Consider the following 20,631-nt stretch of genomic DNA (forward strand, 5'->3'; position numbering starts at 1 on the left):
ACATTTGTATAAGAGACAGCAGCTGGTGGGTGCGGGCGCGGGCGCTGGAGCTCGGCCTCGCCGGCAGCGCGACCAACCTTGCCGACGGGCGCGTCGAAGTCGTCGTGGAAGGTCCCCGTGCGGAGTGCCGGAAACTGCTCGACCTGCTGAAAGGCGACTCCCCGGCCGGACTGCCCGGCAGGCCCGGCAAGGTCACGGGCGTGGTGGAGCGCTGGAGCGAGCCGCGCGGAGAGGGTCCCGGTTTCCACGAGAGGTGACCGGGTAGGGAGTTCCGGTTTATACCTGCTAAACTAGTAGTGGAAGGTTGTTACCGGCCTGTGATGTGCGTCTTGACCAGGACACCGGCCGGTGCGACTCTAGACGATACGCGCACCGACTTCAGCTGTTTCTCGTGCGCGATCCCTGCTGGTTACTCAGCGTGGAGGACCCTTAGTCATGGCGAAGGCTCTACTCGGCCACGTCGGCGGTCCCGACCCCCGGATGGTCGCGGAGATGCGGCGCCTTCAACAGCGCGTACGTGATCTGGAAGCCGAGCTCGTACGGCTTCAGGCAGAGAACGACGCGCTCGCGACGGCTCCGGACGACGATGTGATGTCCCTTGCGGTGAAGGACCGTGAACCGGCGCTGACCTGATCAGCGCCTTATTCCTGAACAGGGACGCCGCTATCCGGCGTCCCTGTAGCGTTGAGAAGCAGGTACATACCGCAGCGCCCTCGGCGGCGGGGCCGTGCAGGCCCTCCCCGGAGCGGGCGCCGCTCGTGATCGCCGCCTCGCTCCGGCCCGCCCAAGGGCCCGGGGCGCGATCGGGCTTTCCGCATCCCCGCTGACCTGCCTTCGACCGCGGTCGCGACCGTCGAGGTCCCTCCCATTGCCACCATGCGTGACGGTGAAGTCGGGAGCCGAGACCGGGGGCGGTGTTACCCTCGGGCTGGTGTGTGCGGGACGGTCAGGATTCGGGCAAACTTCGGTACACATTCATCCTGTCCGAATAGATGGCGTGTGTGACAATTGTCCGGATTTGGGGCATCCGGTGGTTCGTGGCCGTCGTGACCCGAATCCGTGTCGCCGCCCGCGCGTCCCGCCCGCGGGCCGGCCGCGGCCGATGTATAACGAACACGGCGTCGCCGGCCCCCGTCCCGGACGTCGTTGCGCCTGGTAGGGCCACGGGCAGGGGGCGGCGCGCAGGAGCCGCGCCGGTGGTCGCGGGCGGTGCCGACGGACATTCCAGGAGGACGGCGAGCGCGTGTACTTGAAGAATCTGACGCTGCGCGGCTTCAAGTCCTTCGCGTCGTCCACCACGCTGAAGTTCGAGCCGGGCATCACCGCCGTCGTCGGGCCGAACGGCTCGGGCAAGTCCAACGTCGTCGACGCCCTGGCCTGGGTCATGGGGGAGCAGGGCGCCAAGTCCCTGCGCGGCGGCAAGATGGAGGACGTCATCTTCGCCGGGACCGCCAACCGGGCGCCGCTCGGCCGCGCGGAGGTGGTGCTCACGATCGACAACACCGACGGCGCCCTCCCGATCGACTACACCGAGGTCACGATCAGCCGGCTGATGTTCCGGTCCGGCAGCAGCGAGTACGCGATCAACGGCGACCCGTGCCGGCTGCTGGACATCCAGGAGCTGCTCTCCGACTCCGGCATCGGCCGCGAGATGCACGTCATCATCGGGCAGGGGCAGCTCGACCGCGTCCTGCACTCGGGCCCGGAGGGGCGCCGCGCGGTGATCGAGGAGGCGGCCGGCGTCCTGAAGCACCGCAAGCGCAAGGAGAAGGCGCTCCGCAAGCTCGACGCGATGCAGGGGAACCTCACCCGCGTCCAGGACCTCACCGGTGAACTGCGGCGGCAGCTGAAGCCGCTGGGCAAGCAGGCCGAGATCGCCCGCAGGGCCGCCGTCATCCAGGCCGACCTCCGCGACGCCCGGCTGCGGCTGCTGGCCGACGACCTGGTCACGCTGCGGACGAGGCTGGAGCAGGAGGCCGCGGACGAGGCCGCGATCCGGGAGCGCCGCACCGAGACCGAGCGGGCGCTGAACGAGGCGCAGGAGCGCGAGCGCGTCCTGGAGGCCGAGGAGGCCGAGCAGGCCCCCCGGCTCGCGCAGGTGCAGGACACCTGGTTCCGGCTGTCGGCGCTGAAGGAGCGGCTGCGGGGCGTCGCCGACCTCGCGGCCGAGCGGCACCGCAACGCCGCGGAAGCGCGCGAGGAGGAGCGCCGCGGCCGCGATCCCGAGGACATGGAGCGCGAGGCCGCGGAGATCCGCGAGCAGGAGGAGATGCTCCGGGCGGCGCTGGAGGAGGCCCAGGACGGGCTCTCCGCGGCCGTCGAGGAGCGGTCGGGCGCCGAGGAGGCGCTGGCCGCCGAGGAGCGGCGGCTGCAGGCCGCCGCCCGCGCCGCCGCCGACCGGCGCGAGGAACTCGCCCGGCTGCGCGGCCGCGTCGAGGCGCTGCGCAGCAAGGCCGCCGCCGGGCGGTCGGAGATCGGGCGGCTCGCGGACGCGCGCGAGGAGGCCGAGCAGCGCGCCGAGGCCGCGCAGGCCGAGTTCGAGGCGTTCGAGGCCGAGGTCGTGGAGGACCCGGAGCTCGCCGCCGAGCACGAGGCGGCCCAGGAGGCGCTCGCCACCGCCAAGGACGCCGCCGAGTCGGCGCGCGCGGCGCTGGAGGGCCCGCGCCGCGCGCTCAAGGAGGCGCGCTCGGCAGTGGGTTCGGCTAGGTCGGCGGACCAGGCCGCGCAGAAGAAGGTCGCGGCGCTGCAGGCCCGAATCGAGGCCCTCGGCCTGACGCTGGCCAGTGCCGCCGACGGCGGGGAGACCCTGCTGGCCGCGGGCGCGGACGGCTCGCTCGACGGCGTCCTCGGCACGGTCGCGTCGCTGCTGAACGTCCGGCCCGGCTACGAGACGGCGATCGCCGCCGCGCTCGGCAACGCGGCCGAGGCCATCGCGGTCGGCTCCCTGGACACGGCCGAGGCCGCGCTCGCGCTGCTGCGCTCCCGCGACTCCGGACGGGCCGGGCTCCTCGTCGGCGGGGGAGCGGCCGCCGCGTCCAGCCGCCTCCCCGGCATCGACTACGCGGCCGACGCCGTCACCGTCCCGGACGGCGTGCGTCCCGCGATCGAGCACCTGCTGCGTGATGTGGCCGTCGTGGACGACGTTCCGTCCGCCGCCGCCTTGGTCCGCAGGGAGCCCTCGCTGCGCGCCGTCACCCGTGACGGTGAGCTCGTCGGCGCGCACTGGGCGCAGGGCGGCGCGGCGGCCGGAGCGCAGAGCCTTCTGCAGATGCGCGCGACGCTGGACGAGGCCACCGAAGACCTGGCCGCGGCCGAGACGGCGGCCGGTGTCGCGGCCGGCGACCTCACGGCCTCCATGGAGCGTGAGCACGCGGCCCAGACGGCGGTGGAGGCCGCAGAGGCCGCCGCCAACGAGGCCCAGTCAGGCGTCAATCAGGCACAGGCGGAGCTCGACCGGGTCCGCGCGCGCTTGCGCGAGTTCGATGCGCAGGCCGCGCGGGAGGCCCAGCGCGCCGCCCGCCTGGAGGCCGACGTGCGCGCCGCCAGGGGGGAGGCGGAGCGGCTGACCAAGGCCCTTGACGCGGCTAACGAGTCCCTGGAGCGCGATACCGAGGCGGCCGAGGAACTCGCCATGCGGCTCGCCGAGTCGGAGGAGGCCGCCGAGGTCGCCGAAGAGGCGGGCCACGACACGGAGGCCCGCGAGGAGCTGAACGCCCGCTGCCAGGAACTCCGCGCCGTCGAGATGGAGGCGCGCCTCTCCGTCCGCACCGCCGAGGAGCGCGTCCAGGCCATCGCCGGACGCGCCGACGCCCTCGAACGCGGCGCCCGCCGCGAACGCGAGGAACGCGCCCGCGCTGCCCAGCGCCGCGCCCGGCGCGAGGAGCAGGCCAGGGTCGCCAAGGCCGTCCACCGGGGCGCCAGGACGGCCCTGGAGCGCATCGAGCATTCCCTGGCCGCGGCCGTCCGCCGGCGGGAGGCCGCCGAACAGGCCAAGGCCGCCCGCGAGGCCGAGCTGAAGGTCGTCCGCACCCAGGTCCGCGAGCTGTCGGCGACCCTCGAACGCCTCGTCAACGTCGTCCACGGCAACGAGGTCGCCCGCGCCGAGCAGCGGCTCCGCCTGGAGCAGTACGAGCAGCGGGCGCTGGACGAGTTCGGCCTGGAGGTCGAGTCGCTGGTCTCGGAGTACGGGCCCGACCAGCCCGTGCCGCCCGACCCGGACAAGGGGGAGGACGCCCAGCCCGCCCCGTACGACCGGACCGTCCAGGAGAAGCGCGCCAGGATCGCCGAACGGCAGCTCAACCAGCTCGGCAAGGTCAACCCGCTCGCGCTGGAGGAGTTCGCCGCGCTGGAGGAGCGGCACGCGTTCCTCACCTCGCAGCTGGAGGACCTGAAGAAGACCCAGCGGGAGCTCCTCGGCCTCGTCAAGGAGGTGGACGACCGCGTCCAGGAGGTCTTCGGCGCCGCCTACGACGACACCGCCCGCGAGTTCGAGCGGATCTTCGCACGGCTGTTCCCCGGCGGGGAGGGCAGCCTGTCGCTGACCGAGCCCGGCGACATGCTCGCGACCGGCGTCGAGGTCTCCGCCCGCCCGCCGGGCAAGAAGGTCAAGCGGCTGTCGCTGCTGTCGGGCGGCGAGCGGTCCCTGGTCGCGATCGCGTTCCTCGTCGCCGTCTTCAAGGCCCGCCCGTCGCCGTTCTACGTCCTGGACGAGGTCGAGGCCGCGCTGGACGACACCAACACGCAGCGGCTCCTCACCGTCTTCGAGGAGCTGCGCGAGGCGTCCCAGCTGATCGTGATCACCCACCAGAAGCGCACCATGGAGGGCGCCGACGCCCTCTACGGCGTCAGCATGCGCAACGACGGCGTCACCCAGGTGGTAAGCCAGCGATTGAGGGACTGATCGCGGTGCCTATTGCATTGCCCTTGGCGGTCAGGCCCTAGAGGCCTTCCCTTCGGCGGGCCTTGCGTGCGATCGCTGCATCGCTCCGTCTCGCCCTGGGGGCTCGCTGCGCGATCAGGTTCCTCGCAGGCTCGGGACCTGCCTTCGGACGCGATCGCGGCGGTTCGGGTCGGTGCGGGGACGCGGTGGTGGCCGGGGCGGTGCGCGAGAATTTCACATAATCAAAATAATGGTCACCAGTTCCTTGGAACGTGACACCTCATCAGTGTTCACATTTCGGGCGGACGCGAGATGTGCTGCCGCATGATTTTTCCTAGCAAATAACGCGTTGGTTACTTCGCATTCGCGCCGGTTATCGGGTGAGTGCCGGCAAGGTGTGCACCGACCGTGACCCTGTGGCGACGCTGACGGGCTTGTGGGGGGCCGAACGCATCCACTACCCATGTGCACCGTGGTTCTCCGGCTTCCCCACCGGGCGAACACCGTTCGGTACGGAGAATGCGGAAGGTGATGCGCGTGGACCCCCAGAAACTCAAGGACAATTTCGCCCTCGTGGGCGCGAACGGCATCGAGGTCGCCGAATATTTCTACGCCGATCTTTTCGCACGCGAACCGGGGCTGCGGTCGATGTTCCCGGTGGCCATGGCGAAGCAGCACGAGGTCCTGCTCGCCGCGCTCGCCCAGATCGTCTCGTCGGTCGACGACCCCGACACGCTCGTCCCGTTCCTGCGTGATCTCGGCCGGCACCACCACGGGTTCGGCGTCACCGAAGTCCACTACGCCCCGGTGGGCGCCAGCCTCCTGGCCACCCTCGCCCACTTCAGCGGCCCCGAGTGGAACGAGGACCTCGAACGCGACTGGACGGCCGCCTACGGCCTCGTCGCGAAGGTCATGACGGAGGCCGTGGCCGTCTCCTGATCCGATATGGACGCCCTACGCCTGAAAACGAGCTTCGACCGGGTCGCCGAGCAGGGGGACGCGGTCGCCCTGTTCTTCTACTCCGACCTGTTCGTCCGCAACCCCCACCTGCGCGACATGTTCCCGATCGGCATGCGCGGGCAGCGCGACAAGCTGCTGCGCGCCCTCGGGCACATCGTCTCCCAGGCGGACGACCTGCCCGCGCTCGTCCCGTTCCTCCAGCAGCTCGGCCGCGACCACCGCAGGTTCGGCATCGTCTCCGAGCACTACCCGCACGTGGGCGCCAGCCTCATCGCCACCCTCCGGCACTTCAGCGGCCCCGACTGGACCGACGACGTCGAGAGCGACTGGAACGCCGCCTACGGCCTCGTCGCCAAGGTCATGCTGGAAGCCGCCGACGAGGACGCGCTGAACAGCCCCGCCTGGTGGAACGGCCAGGTCATCGCGGTCGAGCGGCGCCGCTTCGACATCTGCGTCCTGCGCGTCCAGCCGGACCGGCCGCTGCCCTACCGGCCCGGCCAGTCGGTCGCGCTGGAGGTGCCGTCCCGGCTGCGGCACTGGCGGTACTACTCGATGGCGAACGCCCCCCGCCCCGACCACACCGTGGACTTCCACGTCCGGCTCGTGGACGGCGGCCCGGTGAGCCCCGTCCTGGTGCGGGGCACCGAGACCGGCGACCGGGTCCGCATGGGCGCCCCGGTCGGCACGCTCACCCTCGACGAGTCGTCCGGCAGGGACGTCCTGCTCGTCGCGGGCAGCACCGGCCTGGCCCCGCTCAAGGCGATCCTGGAGCAGATCTCGCTCCGCTCCGACCCGCCGCGGGTGCACCTGTTCTTCGGCGCCCGCACCAGGGACGGCCTGTACGACCTGGAGGACCTGACCAAACTGGCCGGCGAGTTCCCCTGGCTCACCGTCGTGCCCGCCGTGTCGGACGAGTCCGGCGGCCACGGCTTCACCGCGCGGCTCCAGTCCGGGGGCCGGGCGGGCGGCGGCGACGTCGAGCACGGGAACCTGTCCGACATCGTGGCCGGGCACGGCCCCTGGGACGGCCACGACGCCTACGTGTGCGGGCCGTCCGCGATGGTCGGGCACACGGTCGAGCAGCTGGCGCGGCTCGGCGTGCCGCGTGATCGCATCCGGCTGGAAACCTTCGCTGACGCACAGAGGTGAGCGCGTTGAACCCCCCGAACCTTCCCGTCGTCTCCGAGGGCGCGCGGCTGACCCCGGGCGAACTGCGGTCGGTGGTCTTCGCCCGGGCCGCCCTCGGCCGCCGCGGGTACGACGAGGAACAGGTCCGCAACTTCCTGGCCTACGTCGAGCGGCAACTCGTCCAGATCTTCACCGACCAGGCGGCCCTCGCCGAGGAGGTCAACCGGCTGCGCGCCCAGGCGGCCAAGGGCGCCCAGGGCGTCATGGCCCCGGAGGACGCCCATTTCCAGGCTGTCCGAATCCTCTCGCAGGCCCAGCAGACCGCCGACCTGTACGTGGCGGACGCCGAGCGCTACACCCGCGAACTGGCCCACGAGGCCAGGCTGCAGCGCGAGGCGATCCTGTCCGACGCCAGGGGCCGCGCCGAGCACATGCTGGAGGACGCCCACCGCAAGGCCGCCGCAGTCGCCGACGCGGCCGTCCGCGAACACCCGCCGCCACCCTCACCCGACGCCGACGCCCAGCCGGACGACCAGCGCCGAGCGATGGAACGCGAGATCGCCTACCTCCGCACCTACAGCGACGTCTACCGCACCCACCTCCGCTCCTACCTGGAGGCCCTCCTGCGCAACGTCGACGAGTGGGAGAACGCGGAACGAGTTTCGACTCCCGTCCCCTGGCCAACACCCTGATGGACAAACCTGCCAACGACCCGGCCTGAGCCCATCCCCGCCGGACCGCATCGGTATGACGTTCGACCGGCTCGTGACGGGGTTCTATGGTTTCTGGCCGGGTCACTCCCTCTTTTGGAGACGACCCCACCCGGGCCACGGGTCGTGCGGCACGGGGGGTTTAAGGGGGTCGCCCCCCTGGGCTAGCAGGGGGGCCACCTCCTGGGCGACACACTCTGGAAAACTGGGAGCGCTATGGAATATCTGATCGTCATCGCCGCGCTGGCCGCCGTCGCTCTGATCGTCGGCGGCGTCGTGCTGCTGCGGCCCCGTCGTGGAAGGCCGCGTCCGCCCGCCGAACGCCCCGCGGAGCGGACGGGCGGCGCGACCGTCGCCGAGGAGGGGGACGCGGGCGCCCCCACGATCGAGCGGGCGCCGCCGACGGAGGTTCCGGCGCCGCGGCCCACGGTCGAGATCGAGAAGCCGCCGCCCGGCGTGGGCCGGCTGGTGCGGCTGCGCGCCCGGCTCGCCCGCTCCCAGAACACGTTCGGGAAGACCCTCCTCGGGCTCCTGTCGCGCGAGACGCTCGACGATGACGCCTGGGAGGAGATCGAGGACACCCTGATCACCGCGGACATGGGCGCGGCCGTGGCCCGGCAGATCACCGACGACCTGCGGACGCGGGTGCAGGTGCTCGGGACCCGCGAGGTGGGCGAGGTCCGGGAGCTGCTCAAGGAGGAGCTGGTCAAGCAGATCGGCCCGGATCTGGACCGCTCCCTGAAGACGGAGACGGCGGGGGACCGTCCCGCGGTGCTGCTGGTCGTCGGCGTCAACGGCACCGGCAAGACCACGACGTGCGGCAAGCTCGGCCGCGTCCTCGTCGGGGACGGCAAGACCGTGCTGCTCGGCGCGGCGGACACCTTCCGCGCCGCCGCCGCGGACCAGCTGGAGACGTGGGCGAGCCGCGTGGGGGCGCAGGTCGTCCGCAAGGAGGAGGGCGCCGACCCCGCGAGCGTCGCGTTCGACGCGGTCAAGCAGGGCATCGACAGCAAGGTCAACGTCGTGATCGTCGACACCGCCGGGCGGCTGCACACCAAGACCGGGCTGATGGACGAGCTGGGCAAGGTCAAGCGCGTCGTGGAGAAGCAGGCCACGGTCGACGAGGTCCTGCTCGTCCTGGACGCCACGACCGGGCAGAACGGCATGCAGCAGGCCCGTGTGTTCGCCGAGGTCGTCAACGTCACCGGCGTGGTCCTGACCAAGCTGGACGGCACCGCGAAGGGCGGCATCGTCGTCCAGGTGCAGCGGGAGCTCGGCGTCCCGGTGAAGCTCGTCGGGCTCGGCGAGGGCCCCGACGATCTCGCGCCGTTCGAGCCGGAGGCGTTCGTGGACGCCATCCTCGGTGACTGACATTTGCCGAAAAAATCGCTATGTGAGGATTTAGAAACACCGGCGAAACACGCCGGGGCCGGTTTTCACACCGCGGAAACGTAGCAGCCGATCGGGTGAAACGGCCGCGCCAGAGTCTCTGAGCAGTCACGTTCCCTGGCGAGGAGGGACTCTCTCAGAGATGAAGATCGATAGCGGTAACACCGCGTGGATCCTGACGAGCGCGGCGCTCGTTCTGCTGATGACACCGGGCCTGGCCTTCTTCTACGGAGGCATGAGCCGGGCCAAGAGCGTGCTCAACATGATGATGATGAGCTTCGTCAGCATCGCCGTCGTCGGCATGGTGTGGATCGCCTACGGCTGGTCCATGGCCTTCACGTCGGGCGGTGGGCTCAGCTCCTTCGTCGGCGGGTTCAGCGAGTGGGGGCTGGTCGGGCTGGAGACCGTCGCCACCGCCGACGACGGGACCGGAATCCCGCAGCTGGCGTTCGTGGCGTTCCAGGCCACGTTCGCCATCATCACGGTCGCGCTCATCAGCGGAGCCGTTGCGGACCGTGCCAAGTTCGGGGCCTGGGTCGTGTTCACCGTGGCCTGGGCGACGCTCGTCTACTTCCCGATCGCGCACTGGGTGTGGTGGTCGGACGGCGAGGAGGGCGGCAAGGCCGGCTGGATCTTCGAGCTCGGCGCACTCGACTTCGCGGGCGGCACGGTCGTCCACATCAACGCGGGCGTCGCGGCGCTCGCCCTGGTGCTCGTCCTCGGCAAGCGCCGGGGCTGGCCGAAGGAGCCGATGCGCCCGCACAACCTGCCGTTCGTCCTGCTCGGCGCCGGTCTGCTGTGGTTCGGCTGGTTCGGGTTCAACGCCGGCTCGGCCGGGGCCGCCAACGAGATCGCGGGCATCGCGTTCATCAACACCATCGGCGCGACCTGTGCCGCCGCGTTCGCCTGGATCGTCGTGGAGAAGCTGCGGGACGGCTCGTCCACCACGCTCGGCCTCGCGTCCGGCATCGTCGCCGGGCTCGTCGCGATCACCCCGGCCTGCGCGTTCGTGACCCCGCTCGGGTCCATCGCGATCGGCCTCGTCGCCGGTGCAGTCTGCGCGTTCGCGGTCAGCCTCAAGTACAAGCTCGGCTACGACGACGCGCTCGACGTGGTCGGCGTCCACATGGTCGGCGGCATCGTCGGCGCCCTGCTCATCGGGCTGCTGGCCACCACGGCCGTCAACGAGGGCGGCGCCGACGGCCTGTTCGCCGGGGGCGGCGCGTCGCTGCTCGGCAAGCAGGCGATCGCGGTCGTGGCGACCCTCGCCTACTCGTTCGTGGCGACCTACATCATCGCCAAGATCATCGACCTGGTGATGGGCTTCCGGGTCAGCGAGGACGACGAGGCCGCCGGCCTCGACAGCACGGCGCACGCCGAGACCGCCTACGACTTCGGCACCATCCGGACGGGCGGCGGTTCCGGTGCGACGCTGGCCGCGGCCGCCGCGCCCGCCCCGGCCGGCGGGGACGCTGACAAGCCCGAGGGCGCGGCGAAGAAGGTGGAGGCGTAGGGATGAAGCTCATCACGGCGGTCATCAAGCCGTTCAAGCTGGACGAGGTCAAGAAGGCGCTGGAGACCTTCGGCGTCAAGGGCCTCACGGTCAGCGAGGCCAGCGGCTACGGCCGGCAGAAGGGGCACACCGAGGTCTACCGCGGCGCCGAGTACCAGGTCGACCTGGTGCCCAAGCTGCGGATCGAGGTCCTCGTCGACTCCGCGGACGCCGACGACATCATCGACGTGATCGTCAAGGCGGCCCGCACGGACAAGATCGGCGACGGCAAGGTCTGGGCCGTTCCCGTCGACACGGTCGTCCGCGTCCGCACCGGCGAGACCGGGCCGGAAGCCCTGTAGGCGTCCCGGTGACCCTCGCCACCCCGCGCCCCGGAGACCGCCCGGCAGGACCGGGCGGTACCGGGGCGGACGGGGCGGGAACCGCCCGTGCCGCCCTCGCGGCGGCGCGGGCCTCCCGCGCCGCGGAACTGGACCGCTGGCTGGGCTCCCTCCTCACGGCCGGCGGCACCCCGGACGACGTGGCGCTGATCGCGGTCGGCAGCCACGGCCGCCGCGACCTGACCCCCGGCGGCGACCTCGACCTCGTCCTGCTGCACCGCGGCCGGGCCGACATCGCCGAGATCGCCGACCGGATCTGGTACCCGGTCTGGGACTCCGGGCTGCGACTCGACCACTCGGTCCGCACCGTCCACGAGGCCCGCACCGTCGCGCGCGGCGACCTGAAGGCCGCGCTCGGGCTGCTGTCGGCGCGCCGGATCGCGGGCGCGCACGCGCTCGCCGACGAACTGCGCGCCGCGGTCCTCGCCGACTGGCGCGCCGACGCGCCCGTCCGGCTGGCCGACCTGTCGGCGATGTGCCGCGAGCGCTGGGACGGGCAGGGCGAGCTGGCCTTCCTGCTGGAGCCCGACCTCAAGGAGGCGCGCGGCGGGCTCCGCGACGTCCACGTCATGCACGCCGTCGCCGCGTCCTGGGTGGCGTCCGCTCCCGGCGGGCGGGTCCGGGACGCCCACGACCTGCTGCTCGACGTGCGCCACGCGCTGCACGAGGTCACCGGCCGGTCCACCGACCGGCTCGTCCTGCAGGAGCAGGAGGCGGTCGCGCACGCCCTCGGCCTGCTGGACAGGGACGTCCTGCAGCGCTCGATCGCGGAGGCCGCCCGCACGATCACCTACGCGGCCTCCCACCTGTGGCGCCGCGTCGACCGCTTCACCGCGTCCCAGGGCCGGCGGGCCGGTGGTCAGCGGGCCGGTGGTCAGCGGGCCGGTGGTCAAAAGCGCGGTGTGGAGCGGCGTCCCGTCGGGGACGGCGCCGTCGAGCACGAGGGCGAGGTCGTGCTCGCGCGGAACGCCGACCTGGACGACCCCGCGCTCGTCCTCCGCGTCGCCGCCGCCGCGGCGCAGGCGGGCCTTCCGCTCGCCCCCGCCACGGTCTCCCGCCTCGCCGAGAACGCGGCTCTGCCCGCGGCGCCGTGGCCCGCCGAGGCCCGCGACGCCCTCGTCGCGCTGCTCGGCGCCGGTCCCGCCGCCATCGGCGTGTGGGAGGCCCTCGACCAGGCGGGGCTGGTCGTCCGGCTGCTGCCCGACTGGGAACGCGTCCGCAACCGCCCGCAGCGCAACCCCGTGCACCGGTTCACCGTGGACCGCCACCTGGTGGAGGCCGCCGCGGGCGCCGCCGCGCTCACCCGCGACGTCTCCCGGCCTGACCTGCTCCTCGTGGGCGCGCTCCTGCACGACATCGGCAAGGGCTGGCCTGGCGACCACTCCACCAGCGGCGCCGTCGTCGCCCGCGACCTCGGCGCCCGCCTCGGCTTCCCCGAGGAGGACGTCAGCGTGCTGGAGACGCTCGTCCGCCACCACCTGCTGCTCCCCGAGACCGCCACCCGCCGCGACATCGACGACCCGGTCACCGTGCGGACCGTCACCGCCGCCGTCGCCGAGGTGCCCGGCCGCGAGCGCGAGATCATCGAGCTGCTCGCCGCCCTCGCGATCGCCGACGGCAACGCCACCGGCCCCGCCGCCTGGGGCGCATGGAAGGCCCGGCTCGTCGCCGAACTCGCCCGCCGCTCCGCCGCCGCGCTGGCCGGCGGGACACCGCCGCCCGCCCCCGTCCTCGGCCGCGACCGGCTGGCCCTCGTCCGCCACGACGGCGGCGCCGTCCGCGTCAGCGGCTCCCGCATCACCATCGCCGCGCCCGACCGCCCCGGCCTGCTGTGGCGCGCGGCCGGCGTCCTCGCCCTGCACCGCCTGGCGGTGAAGACCGCCCGCACGATCTCGTCCACCGAGGACTCCGCCGGGACCGCCGTCCTGGACTTCACCGCCGTCCCCGAGTACGGGACGCCGCCCGACCCGGCCGGCCTGGAGGCGGACCTGCGGCGCATGCTCGCCGACCGGCTCGACGTGGCCGGCCTGCTCGAACGCCGCGCCAGGTCGGCCCGGGTGCGCCCGGGCGTGACGGTCCCACCGCCCCGCGTGCTGATCGTGGACGACGCGTCCCGCACCGCCACCGTCGTCGAGGTCCGCGCCCACGACCGCCCCGGGCTGCTCTGGCGGATCGGGCAGGCGCTGGGCGCGTGCGGCCTGCGGGTCCGCGCGGCCCGGGTCGACACCCTCGGCGCCGAGGCCGTCGACGTCTTCTACGTGGTGGACGAGAACGGCCGCCCGGTGGAGGACCCCGCCGTCCTGGCCGAGGTGCGGACCGGGATCCTCGCGTCCCTGCGCTGACCCGCGCGTTCTCCCGCGGCCGCCGGGCGGCCGCGGAAAGGGCTCGGCGAGACGGGTGGGGCTCGGCCGGTGACCCGATACGCTGATAGGCGATCCCAGAAGCTTTCCAAGGACGGTCCAGACACGTGTTCGAGACGCTCTCCGACCGGTTGACGACGGTCTTCTCGTCGCTGCGCAGCAAGGGCAGGCTCTCCGAGGCCGACATCGACGCCACGGCCCGGGAGATCCGGATCGCGCTGCTCGAGGCCGACGTCGCGCTGCCGGTGGTCAAGGACTTCATCGCGCAGGTCAAGGAGCGGGCGCGGGGCGCGGAGGTCTCGCAGGCGCTGAACCCGGCGCAGCAGGTCGTCAAGATCGTCAACGAGGAGCTCATCAACATCCTCGGCGGCGAGACCCGCCGGATCAAGCTCGCCAAGACCCCGCCCACCGTGATCATGCTCGCGGGCCTGCAGGGCGCGGGCAAGACCACCCTCGCCGGCAAGCTCGCCCGCTGGCTGAAGCAGGAGGGCCACGCCCCGATGCTCGTGGCCGCCGACCTGCAGCGGCCCAACGCCGTCCAGCAGCTCGAGGTCGTCGGCGAGCGGGCCGGGGTCGCGGTGTTCTCCCCGGAGCCGGGCAACGGGGTCGGCGACCCGGTCGACGTCGCGCGCCGCTCGATCGACCACGCGCGGCAGGCCCAGCACGACGTCGTCGTCATCGACACCGCCGGCCGCCTCGGCATCGACGCCGAGATGATGCAGCAGGCCATCGACATCCGCGACGCCGTCCAGCCCGACGACGTGCTGTTCGTCGTCGACGCCATGGTCGGCCAGGACGCCGTCAACACCGCCCAGGCCTTCGTGGACGGGGTCGGCTTCGACGGCGTCGTCCTCACCAAGCTCGACGGCGACGCCCGCGGCGGCGCGGCGCTGTCGGTGCGGCACATCACCGGCCGGCCGATCATGTTCGCCTCGACGGGGGAGAAGCTGGAGGACTTCAGCGTCTTCCACCCGGACCGCATGGCGGGCCGGATCCTCGACATGGGCGACATCCTCACCCTGATCGAGCAGGCCGAGCAGGCGTTCGACGCCGAGCAGGCCGAGCGGATGTCCACGAAGTTCGCCTCCGGCGAGGACTTCACGCTCGAGGACTTCCTCGAGCAGATGATGATGATCCGCAAGCTCGGCCCCATCGGGAACCTGCTCGGCATGATGCCGGGCATGGGGCAGGTCCGGGACCAGATCAGCGGGATCGACGACCGGGACCTGGACCGCATCGCCGCGATCATCCGCTCGATGACCCCGCAGGAACGCGCCCAGCCCAAGATCATCAACGGTTCGCGGCGGGCCCGCATCGCGCGCGGTTCCGGCGTCGGCGTCGGCGAGGTCAACAGCCTGGTCACCCGGTTCTTCGACGCGCAGAAGATGATGCGGCAGATGGCCGGGGGGATGGGCATTCCCGGCATGCCCGGGATGCCGGGCGGACGGAAGAAGGCGGCCAAGGCGAAGGCGGCCAAGAACAAGAAGGGCAAGCAGCGCAGCGGCGACCCGCGCAAGCGCGCCGCCGGGGGGAAGGACCGCCAGGACGACCAGCAGCCCGCGGCCGACTCGATGCCCCAGGGGCTCCCGCCCGGCCTCGGCGGGGGGCAGCTCCCCCCGGGCCTCGGCGGCGGCCAGCTCCCGCCCGGCTTCCAGATGCCCGACCTGGGCAAACTGCAGGGCCGCAAGAAGAAGTGACCGCGCGTTCCGCCCTCGGGCGGGCGCGTCGCGGACACGGCATCGTGCGATTGCGCTTTCGCCGCCATCGTCTGGCAGAATGGCTTGCTGGAAACCCGGATCCGCGAGGCGCCCTCTCTCGTCCTGCGCGGCCGGAGTCCATCGGACGGCCGTGAGCCGGTGTTCCCCACCTGGCACGGGCCCGTCCACCCGTAATGAAGTCTGGAGTACACCACACCCGTGGCAGTCAAGATCAAGCTCAAGCGTCTGGGGAAGATCCGGAACCCGCAGTACCGGATCGTCGTCGCCGACGCCCGCACCAAGCGTGACGGGCGCGCCATCGAGGAGATCGGGCTCTACCAGCCCAAGCAGGAGCCGTCCCTCATCAAGATCGACTCTGAGCGGGCGCAGTACTGGCTCGGCGTCGGCGCGCAGCCGACCGAGCCCGTGCTCAACCTGCTGAAGATCACCGGCGACTGGCAGAAGTTCAAGGGCGAGCCGGGTGCCGAGGGCACCCTCAAGGTCGCCGAGCCCAAGCCCGACAAGAAGGCCGTGTTCGAGGCGGCCGTCAAGGAGTCGATGGGCGACGCCCCGGCCCCGGCCCCGGCGGCCAAGGGCAAGAAGAAGGCCGAGCCGAAGAAGTCCGAGGCGAAGCCCGCCGAGACCACCGAAGCTAAGAGCGAGGGCTGACCGTGCTCGAAGAAGCGCTCGAGCACCTGGTCCGCGGGATCGTGGAGAACCCGGACGACGTCCGGGTCCGCGCCCGCCGGATCAGGGGCGGCCGGGTCCTCGAGGTGCGCGTGCACCCCGAGGACCTCGGGAAGGTCATCGGCCGCAGCGGTCGTACCGCCAAGGCCCTGCGCACCGTGATCAGCGCCCTGTCCGGGGGCCGCTACGTGCGCGTTGACCTGCTCGACGTCAACGAGGTCCGCTGAGTGGCGTCCCGATGAGCGAACCGCTCGTGGTGGGACGGATCGGACGGGCGCACGGGATCCGCGGTGAGGTCGCCATCGATGTCCGCACGGACGAGCCGGAGTCCCGGTTCGCGGCGGGCACGACGATCGACACCGACCCCGCGCCCACCGGCCCCCTCACCATCGAGCGCGCCCGCTGGCATTCGGGACGCCTGCTCGTGCGCTTCGCCGGGATCGGCGACCGGTCCGCCGCGGAGGCCCTCCGCGGCACCTGGCTCGTCGTCGGCCCCGGTGACATCGCCCCGTCCACCGACCCGGACGACTACCACGACCAGGAACTGATCGGCCTCACCGTCGTGACCGCCGACGGCGGCGCCGTCGGCGAGGTGGCCGACATCCTCCACCACGGCCAGGACCTCCTGGTCGTACGGGGCTCCACCGGCGAACGCCTGGTCCCCTTCGTGGCAGCGATCGTCCCCGAAGTGGACGTCCCCGGGGGGCGGCTGGTGATAACCCCGCCCCCCGGCCTGCTCGACCCCCCTGACTAAGCGCGCGAGTGTCTTCGCTGCTCTGCGGAGCTGATGCCTTTCTCCGTGCCGAAGCGGAGACTTCCTCGGAAGGACTCCGATGAGACTCGACATCATCACGATCTTCCCCGAGTACTTCGGTGCCCTGGACATCTCCCTCCTTGGCAAGGCGCGGCGGGCCGGCATCCTCGACGTGCACGTCCACGACCTGCGCGACTGGACCCACGACCGGCACCGCACCGTGGACGACACCCCGTACGGCGGCGGCCCCGGCATGGTCATGAAGCCGGAACCATGGGGCGAAGCCCTGGACGCCCTGGTCCCGCCGCTCTACGGCCGTGCCGACGAGAACTCTCCGCGGCCGGCCTCCGGCGCGTCCCCCGCGGGCCTCCTGTCTTCGACTACGTCCGGTGCGACTACGTCTGACGCGGGATCCTCGCGTCCAGAAACCCTCAACCCGGCGTATCCCCCCACCGCACCCGGCAACGGAGCACCCGGCACGACGTCCGGCGGGAGACCCGGCAACGCGACAGCGACCGGTGGGGCATCCAGCAACGAGCCTTCCGGCGGCGAAGCCTCCGGCAACGCAGCAACCACCGACGCATCCGGCGGTGAAGCCGTCGGACGGGCCGGAAACGCTTCACCCGGCGCCACCCCATCCGGCGCCACCCCACCCGGCGGCACGCCACCCGGCGGCACGGCGCCCGGCGGTGCCGCGCCCGGCCGCACGTCACCCGGTGGTGCGGCGCCCGGCGGTGTGTCGGCCAGTGGTGCGGCGCCCGGTGGTGCGGCGCCCGGCGGTGTGTCGGCCGGTGGTGCGGCGCCCGGTGGTGTGCCCGGTGGTGCGGCGACAGGCGGTGTGTCGACAGGCGGTGCGGTCTCCGGGGAGACGGCGGGCGGCCGGGGGGCGGGAGAGTTCGGGCCGCCGCGGCTGATCATTCCCACGCCGAGTGGGCGGCCGTTCACGCAGGCCGATGCGGTCCGGTACGCCGCCGAGCCGTGGCTGGTGTTCGCCTGCGGCCGCTACGAAGGCATCGACTCGCGTGTCGCCGAGGAGGCCCGCACCCGCATGCCGGTGGACGAGGTCAGCCTCGGTGACTTCGTGCTCGCCGGCGGAGAGGTCGCGGTCCTCGTGATGGTGGAGGCGATCGGTCGGCTCCTGCCCGGTGTCCTGGGCAACGCCGACTCCGTCGCCGACGACTCCTTCGCGCCCGGCGCCATGGAATCGCTGCTGGAGGGCCCCGTCTACACCAAGCCCCCGGTCTGGCGCGAACGGCCCGTGCCCGACATCCTCCTGTCCGGACACCATGGCGCGATCGCCCGCTGGCGACGGGACGAGGCGCTCCGCCGGACCGCGCGGACCCGTCCCGAGCTGCTCGCCCGCCTCGACCCGGAGGCCCTCGACAAGCATGATCGTGCCGTGCTCCGCGAGGCCGGTTTTCCGGTTGACGGCGAAGATATGGCAGACTAGAGCGTCCGTGCGTCCAGACCGCACGGCACCCCACGACCACATTCCGCGGCGCGACGCCCCCACGTACGATCCACCGGGGCCTCTCGACGCCCGCGTTCGACCATGAGGAACCTCTGCGATGCACACCCTGATCCAGGAGATCGAAAAGGCCGCGATGCGCGCCGACGTCCCGGACTTCCGTCCGGGCGACACGCTGAAGGTTCACGTGCGTGTCACCGAGGGTAACCGGAGCCGTATCCAGGTCTTCCAGGGCGTGGTGATCCGGCGTCAGGGCGGCGGTGCCCGCGAGACCTTCACCGTCCGGAAGGTCAGCTACAGCGTCGGCGTCGAGCGGACGTTCCCGATCAACAGCCCCTCCATCGACAAGATCGAGGTCGTCACCCGCGGCGACGTCCGCCGCGCCAAGCTCTACTACCTGCGCAACCTCCGCGGCAAGGCGGCCCGCATCAAGGAGAAGCGGGAGAACTGAGCCCCCTCCCCGCTCGCGAACAGGACAACATGAGCTGATGAACCACGACGCCCCGGGAACCCGTAACGGTGACCGGGGCGTTGCCGGTTCCGGAGGAGGAAGTCCGCCTTGAACCCCGGCGACACGCCCACGGGAGGCGTCCCGCGGGGCCCACGCCGCTAGGCTTTCGCTCTGATGACTGACGAGGACGATCGGAGAGACGTGCGATCCGAAGCCGAGGGCGCGGTGCCCGAGGAGAAGGAGCCTGTGGACTCGGCCGAGGAGACGGGCGACGACTCCGAGGACGACGGCAAGAAGGAAGAGAAGAAGCAGGGCTCGTTCTGGAAAGAGCTCCCGATCCTCATCGTGGTCGCCGTCGTCCTGGCCCTGGTCATCAAGGCGTTCGCGGTGCAGGCCTTCTACATCCCGTCCGGCTCCATGGAGAACACCCTCCAGGTCGGCGACCGGGTCCTCGTCAACAAGATCGTCTACCACACGCGTGACGTCGCCCGCGGTGACGTCATCGTCTTCAACGGCCTCGACTCCTGGGACCCCGAGATCCAGGTGGACGAGCCCGGCAACCCCGTCTCCAAGGTGCTGCGCGCGATCGGCACGGCCTTCGGTGTAGCGCCCAACGAGAAGGACTACATCAAGCGCGTCATCGGCATCCCCGGCGACCGCGTGAAGTGCTGCGACGCGCAGGGGCGGGTCACCGTCAACGGCGTCCCGCTGGACGAGGGCTCCTACCTCTACACCGACCCGATCACGAACGAGCGGAACAAGCCGTCCAACGACCCGTTCGACATCACGGTGAAGCCGGGCCAGCTCTGGGTCATGGGCGACCATCGCGAACTCTCCTACGACTCGCGCTCCCACCGCGGCGACCCCGGCGGCGGCACCATTCCCGTCGACCGCGTCATCGGCCGCGCCTTCGTCATCGTCTGGCCCCTGGACCGCGCCGGCACCCTCCCGATCCCCGACACCTTCAAGCAGCGCGGTCTGGCAGCGCCGGCCGCAGCCGCACTCCCCGCCACCCCCTATGCCCTGGGCGTCCTCTGCACCCTCCCTCTCGCCTACCTCCGCCGCCGCCACTACAAGAAACCCCGACCGCCGCTCACCAACGCGAGCGCACCTTAAGCGGGAAGGGAAGTTCCGGAGCGGCAGGTGCCGTCGGGACGTACGCTGCGTTGCATGAAAGGTCGTCCGCTTCGTTTCACGCCGCGCCGCGACGCCGGGATGCATCGGTATGAGCGTGCCCTGGAGCACGCCGGGTTCAGCCCGGTGGCGGGCGTCGACGAGGCCGGACGGGGAGCGTGCGCGGGTCCGCTGGTCGTGGCGGCGGTGATGCTTCGCGGCGGACGGCGCAGGATCGACGGACTCACCGACTCCAAGCTGCTCACTCCCGCGCGCCGCGAGGAACTGTACGCCGAGATCACCGAACGCGCGCAGGCGTGGAGCGCGGTGGTCATCCCGTGCCACGACATCGACCGGCTCGGCCTCCACCGCTGCAACGTGACGGGGATGCGGCGGGCCCTCGCCGCCCTTGATGAGCAGCCCGCCTATGTGCTCAGTGACGGATTCCCGGTCCCCGGCCTGAGCGTCCCCGGGCTTGCGATGATCAAAGGCGACCAGGTCGCGGCCTGTGTTGCGGCGGCCTCGATCGTCGCGAAGGTCACCCGAGACCGGATCATGGTGAATCTTCATGAGCGCTACCCGGAGTACGGATTCGACCTCCACAAGGGATACGTGACCAAGGCGCACGGCAGAGCGCTCGCCGCGCACGGACCTTGTCCGGAACATCGCTTCTCCTACGTCAACGTCGGCCGTGCCCTGCGTAACAATGGAGAGGTGGAGCTGATGGAGGAGACCGAAGGGGAGATCCCCGGCGAGGACCGCACGGAAGGGGCACGAGCGTGAGCGCCGAAGATCTCGAGAAGTACGAGACCGAGATGGAGCTGCAGCTCTATCGCGAGTACCGCGACGTTCTCGGGCTCTTCGCCTACGTCGTCGAAACCGAGCGCAGGTTCTACCTCACCAATTCGGTCGACCTCCAGGTCCGCACCACCGAGAACGGCGAGACCTTCTTCGAGGTCACGATGCAGGACGCCTGGGTCTGGGACATGTACCGCCCCGCCCGCTTCGTCAAGAACGTGCGTGTCGTCACCTTCAAAGACGTCAACATCGAAGAACTCGCCAAAACCGACTTCGAACTCCCCGCAAACCAATAACCGACTAGGGCATCCCACCGCACCGCACCCGCGCCACCTCCCCTGGCC

The 20,631-nt window shown here is 71.7% G+C and carries 18 protein-coding genes and 2 pseudogenes; all 20 read left to right on the forward strand.

Translation table 11 applies throughout. The features are described 5' to 3' along the window. Nucleotides 1–2: 2 nt before the first annotated feature. Entirely contained in the window at nucleotides 3–257 is a 255-nt protein-coding gene (locus E1266_RS23155) for an acylphosphatase (protein ID WP_132050297.1), read from the forward strand. Between the two features lie 178 nt (nucleotides 258–435). Further along, complete coding sequence (locus tag E1266_RS23160; protein ID WP_083946295.1) at nucleotides 436–633, forward strand: hypothetical protein; 198 nt, start codon at nucleotides 436–438, stop codon at nucleotides 631–633. A gap of 610 nt (nucleotides 634–1,243) precedes the next feature. Beyond that, nucleotides 1,244–4,900: a chromosome segregation protein SMC gene (gene smc / locus E1266_RS23165; protein ID WP_132050299.1), complete on the forward strand. Its 3,657-nt coding sequence runs from the start codon at nucleotides 1,244–1,246 to the stop codon at nucleotides 4,898–4,900. 516 nt (nucleotides 4,901–5,416) lie between these two features. Beyond that, nucleotides 5,417–5,818: a globin domain-containing protein gene (locus E1266_RS23170; RefSeq protein ID WP_165966179.1), complete on the forward strand. Its 402-nt coding sequence runs from the start codon at nucleotides 5,417–5,419 to the stop codon at nucleotides 5,816–5,818. 6 nt (nucleotides 5,819–5,824) lie between these two features. Beyond that, nucleotides 5,825–6,988: a globin domain-containing protein gene (locus tag E1266_RS23175; protein ID WP_132050303.1), complete on the forward strand. Its 1,164-nt coding sequence runs from the start codon at nucleotides 5,825–5,827 to the stop codon at nucleotides 6,986–6,988. A gap of 5 nt (nucleotides 6,989–6,993) precedes the next feature. Beyond that, nucleotides 6,994–7,659, forward strand: a complete 666-nt coding sequence (locus E1266_RS23180) for a DivIVA domain-containing protein (RefSeq protein ID WP_165966180.1) — start codon at nucleotides 6,994–6,996, stop codon at nucleotides 7,657–7,659. Nucleotides 7,660–7,893: 234 nt separating this feature from the next. After that, nucleotides 7,894–9,048, forward strand: coding sequence for a signal recognition particle-docking protein FtsY (ftsY, locus tag E1266_RS23185; protein ID WP_132050307.1), 1,155 nt, complete (start codon nucleotides 7,894–7,896; stop codon nucleotides 9,046–9,048). 160 nt (nucleotides 9,049–9,208) lie between these two features. Further along, nucleotides 9,209–10,579: an ammonium transporter gene (locus E1266_RS23190; protein ID WP_132050309.1), complete on the forward strand. Its 1,371-nt coding sequence runs from the start codon at nucleotides 9,209–9,211 to the stop codon at nucleotides 10,577–10,579. A gap of 2 nt (nucleotides 10,580–10,581) precedes the next feature. Next, nucleotides 10,582–10,920: a P-II family nitrogen regulator gene (locus tag E1266_RS23195; protein ID WP_132050311.1), complete on the forward strand. Its 339-nt coding sequence runs from the start codon at nucleotides 10,582–10,584 to the stop codon at nucleotides 10,918–10,920. 8 nt (nucleotides 10,921–10,928) lie between these two features. Further along, on the forward strand, nucleotides 10,929–13,301 hold the full coding sequence (locus tag E1266_RS23200; RefSeq protein ID WP_132050312.1) for a [protein-PII] uridylyltransferase: 2,373 nt from the start codon (nucleotides 10,929–10,931) through the stop codon (nucleotides 13,299–13,301). Between the two features lie 125 nt (nucleotides 13,302–13,426). Beyond that, nucleotides 13,427–15,016, forward strand: a complete 1,590-nt coding sequence (gene ffh / locus E1266_RS23205) for a signal recognition particle protein (protein ID WP_132050314.1) — start codon at nucleotides 13,427–13,429, stop codon at nucleotides 15,014–15,016. A gap of 219 nt (nucleotides 15,017–15,235) precedes the next feature. Beyond that, entirely contained in the window at nucleotides 15,236–15,685 is a 450-nt protein-coding gene (rpsP, locus tag E1266_RS23210) for a 30S ribosomal protein S16 (RefSeq protein WP_132050316.1), read from the forward strand. A gap of 2 nt (nucleotides 15,686–15,687) precedes the next feature. Continuing rightward, a complete protein-coding gene (locus tag E1266_RS23215; protein WP_021598307.1) occupies nucleotides 15,688–15,930 on the forward strand; it encodes an RNA-binding protein in 243 nt (80 codons plus the stop codon). 11 nt (nucleotides 15,931–15,941) lie between these two features. Then, the gene (gene rimM, locus E1266_RS23220) at nucleotides 15,942–16,457 is read left to right on the forward strand and encodes a ribosome maturation factor RimM (RefSeq protein ID WP_132050318.1); all 516 of its coding nucleotides are present in this window, start codon (nucleotides 15,942–15,944) and stop codon (nucleotides 16,455–16,457) included. 79 nt (nucleotides 16,458–16,536) lie between these two features. Beyond that, a pseudogene (locus E1266_RS23225) lies at nucleotides 16,537–16,749 on the forward strand (tRNA (guanosine(37)-N1)-methyltransferase TrmD); the annotation flags it as partial. Nucleotides 16,750–17,349: 600 nt separating this feature from the next. Beyond that, nucleotides 17,350–17,907, forward strand: a pseudogene (locus E1266_RS23230) (tRNA (guanosine(37)-N1)-methyltransferase TrmD); the annotation flags it as partial. A gap of 118 nt (nucleotides 17,908–18,025) precedes the next feature. Then, complete coding sequence (rplS, locus tag E1266_RS23235; RefSeq protein ID WP_131956169.1) at nucleotides 18,026–18,376, forward strand: 50S ribosomal protein L19; 351 nt, start codon at nucleotides 18,026–18,028, stop codon at nucleotides 18,374–18,376. 201 nt (nucleotides 18,377–18,577) lie between these two features. Continuing rightward, nucleotides 18,578–19,492, forward strand: coding sequence for a signal peptidase I (gene lepB, locus E1266_RS23240; RefSeq protein ID WP_243718752.1), 915 nt, complete (start codon nucleotides 18,578–18,580; stop codon nucleotides 19,490–19,492). A gap of 54 nt (nucleotides 19,493–19,546) precedes the next feature. Next, nucleotides 19,547–20,272: a ribonuclease HII gene (locus E1266_RS23245; RefSeq protein ID WP_132050322.1), complete on the forward strand. Its 726-nt coding sequence runs from the start codon at nucleotides 19,547–19,549 to the stop codon at nucleotides 20,270–20,272. Then, nucleotides 20,269–20,583: a DUF2469 domain-containing protein gene (locus E1266_RS23250; RefSeq protein ID WP_132050324.1), complete on the forward strand. Its 315-nt coding sequence runs from the start codon at nucleotides 20,269–20,271 to the stop codon at nucleotides 20,581–20,583. The genes E1266_RS23245 and E1266_RS23250 overlap by 4 nt, the downstream gene beginning before the upstream one ends. Nucleotides 20,584–20,631: the final 48 nt, after the last annotated feature.

The sequence above is a fragment of the Actinomadura sp. 7K534 genome, assembly GCF_004348575.1.
In the GTDB taxonomy this organism is placed as follows: Bacteria; Actinomycetota; Actinomycetes; order Streptosporangiales; family Streptosporangiaceae; genus Spirillospora; species Spirillospora livida.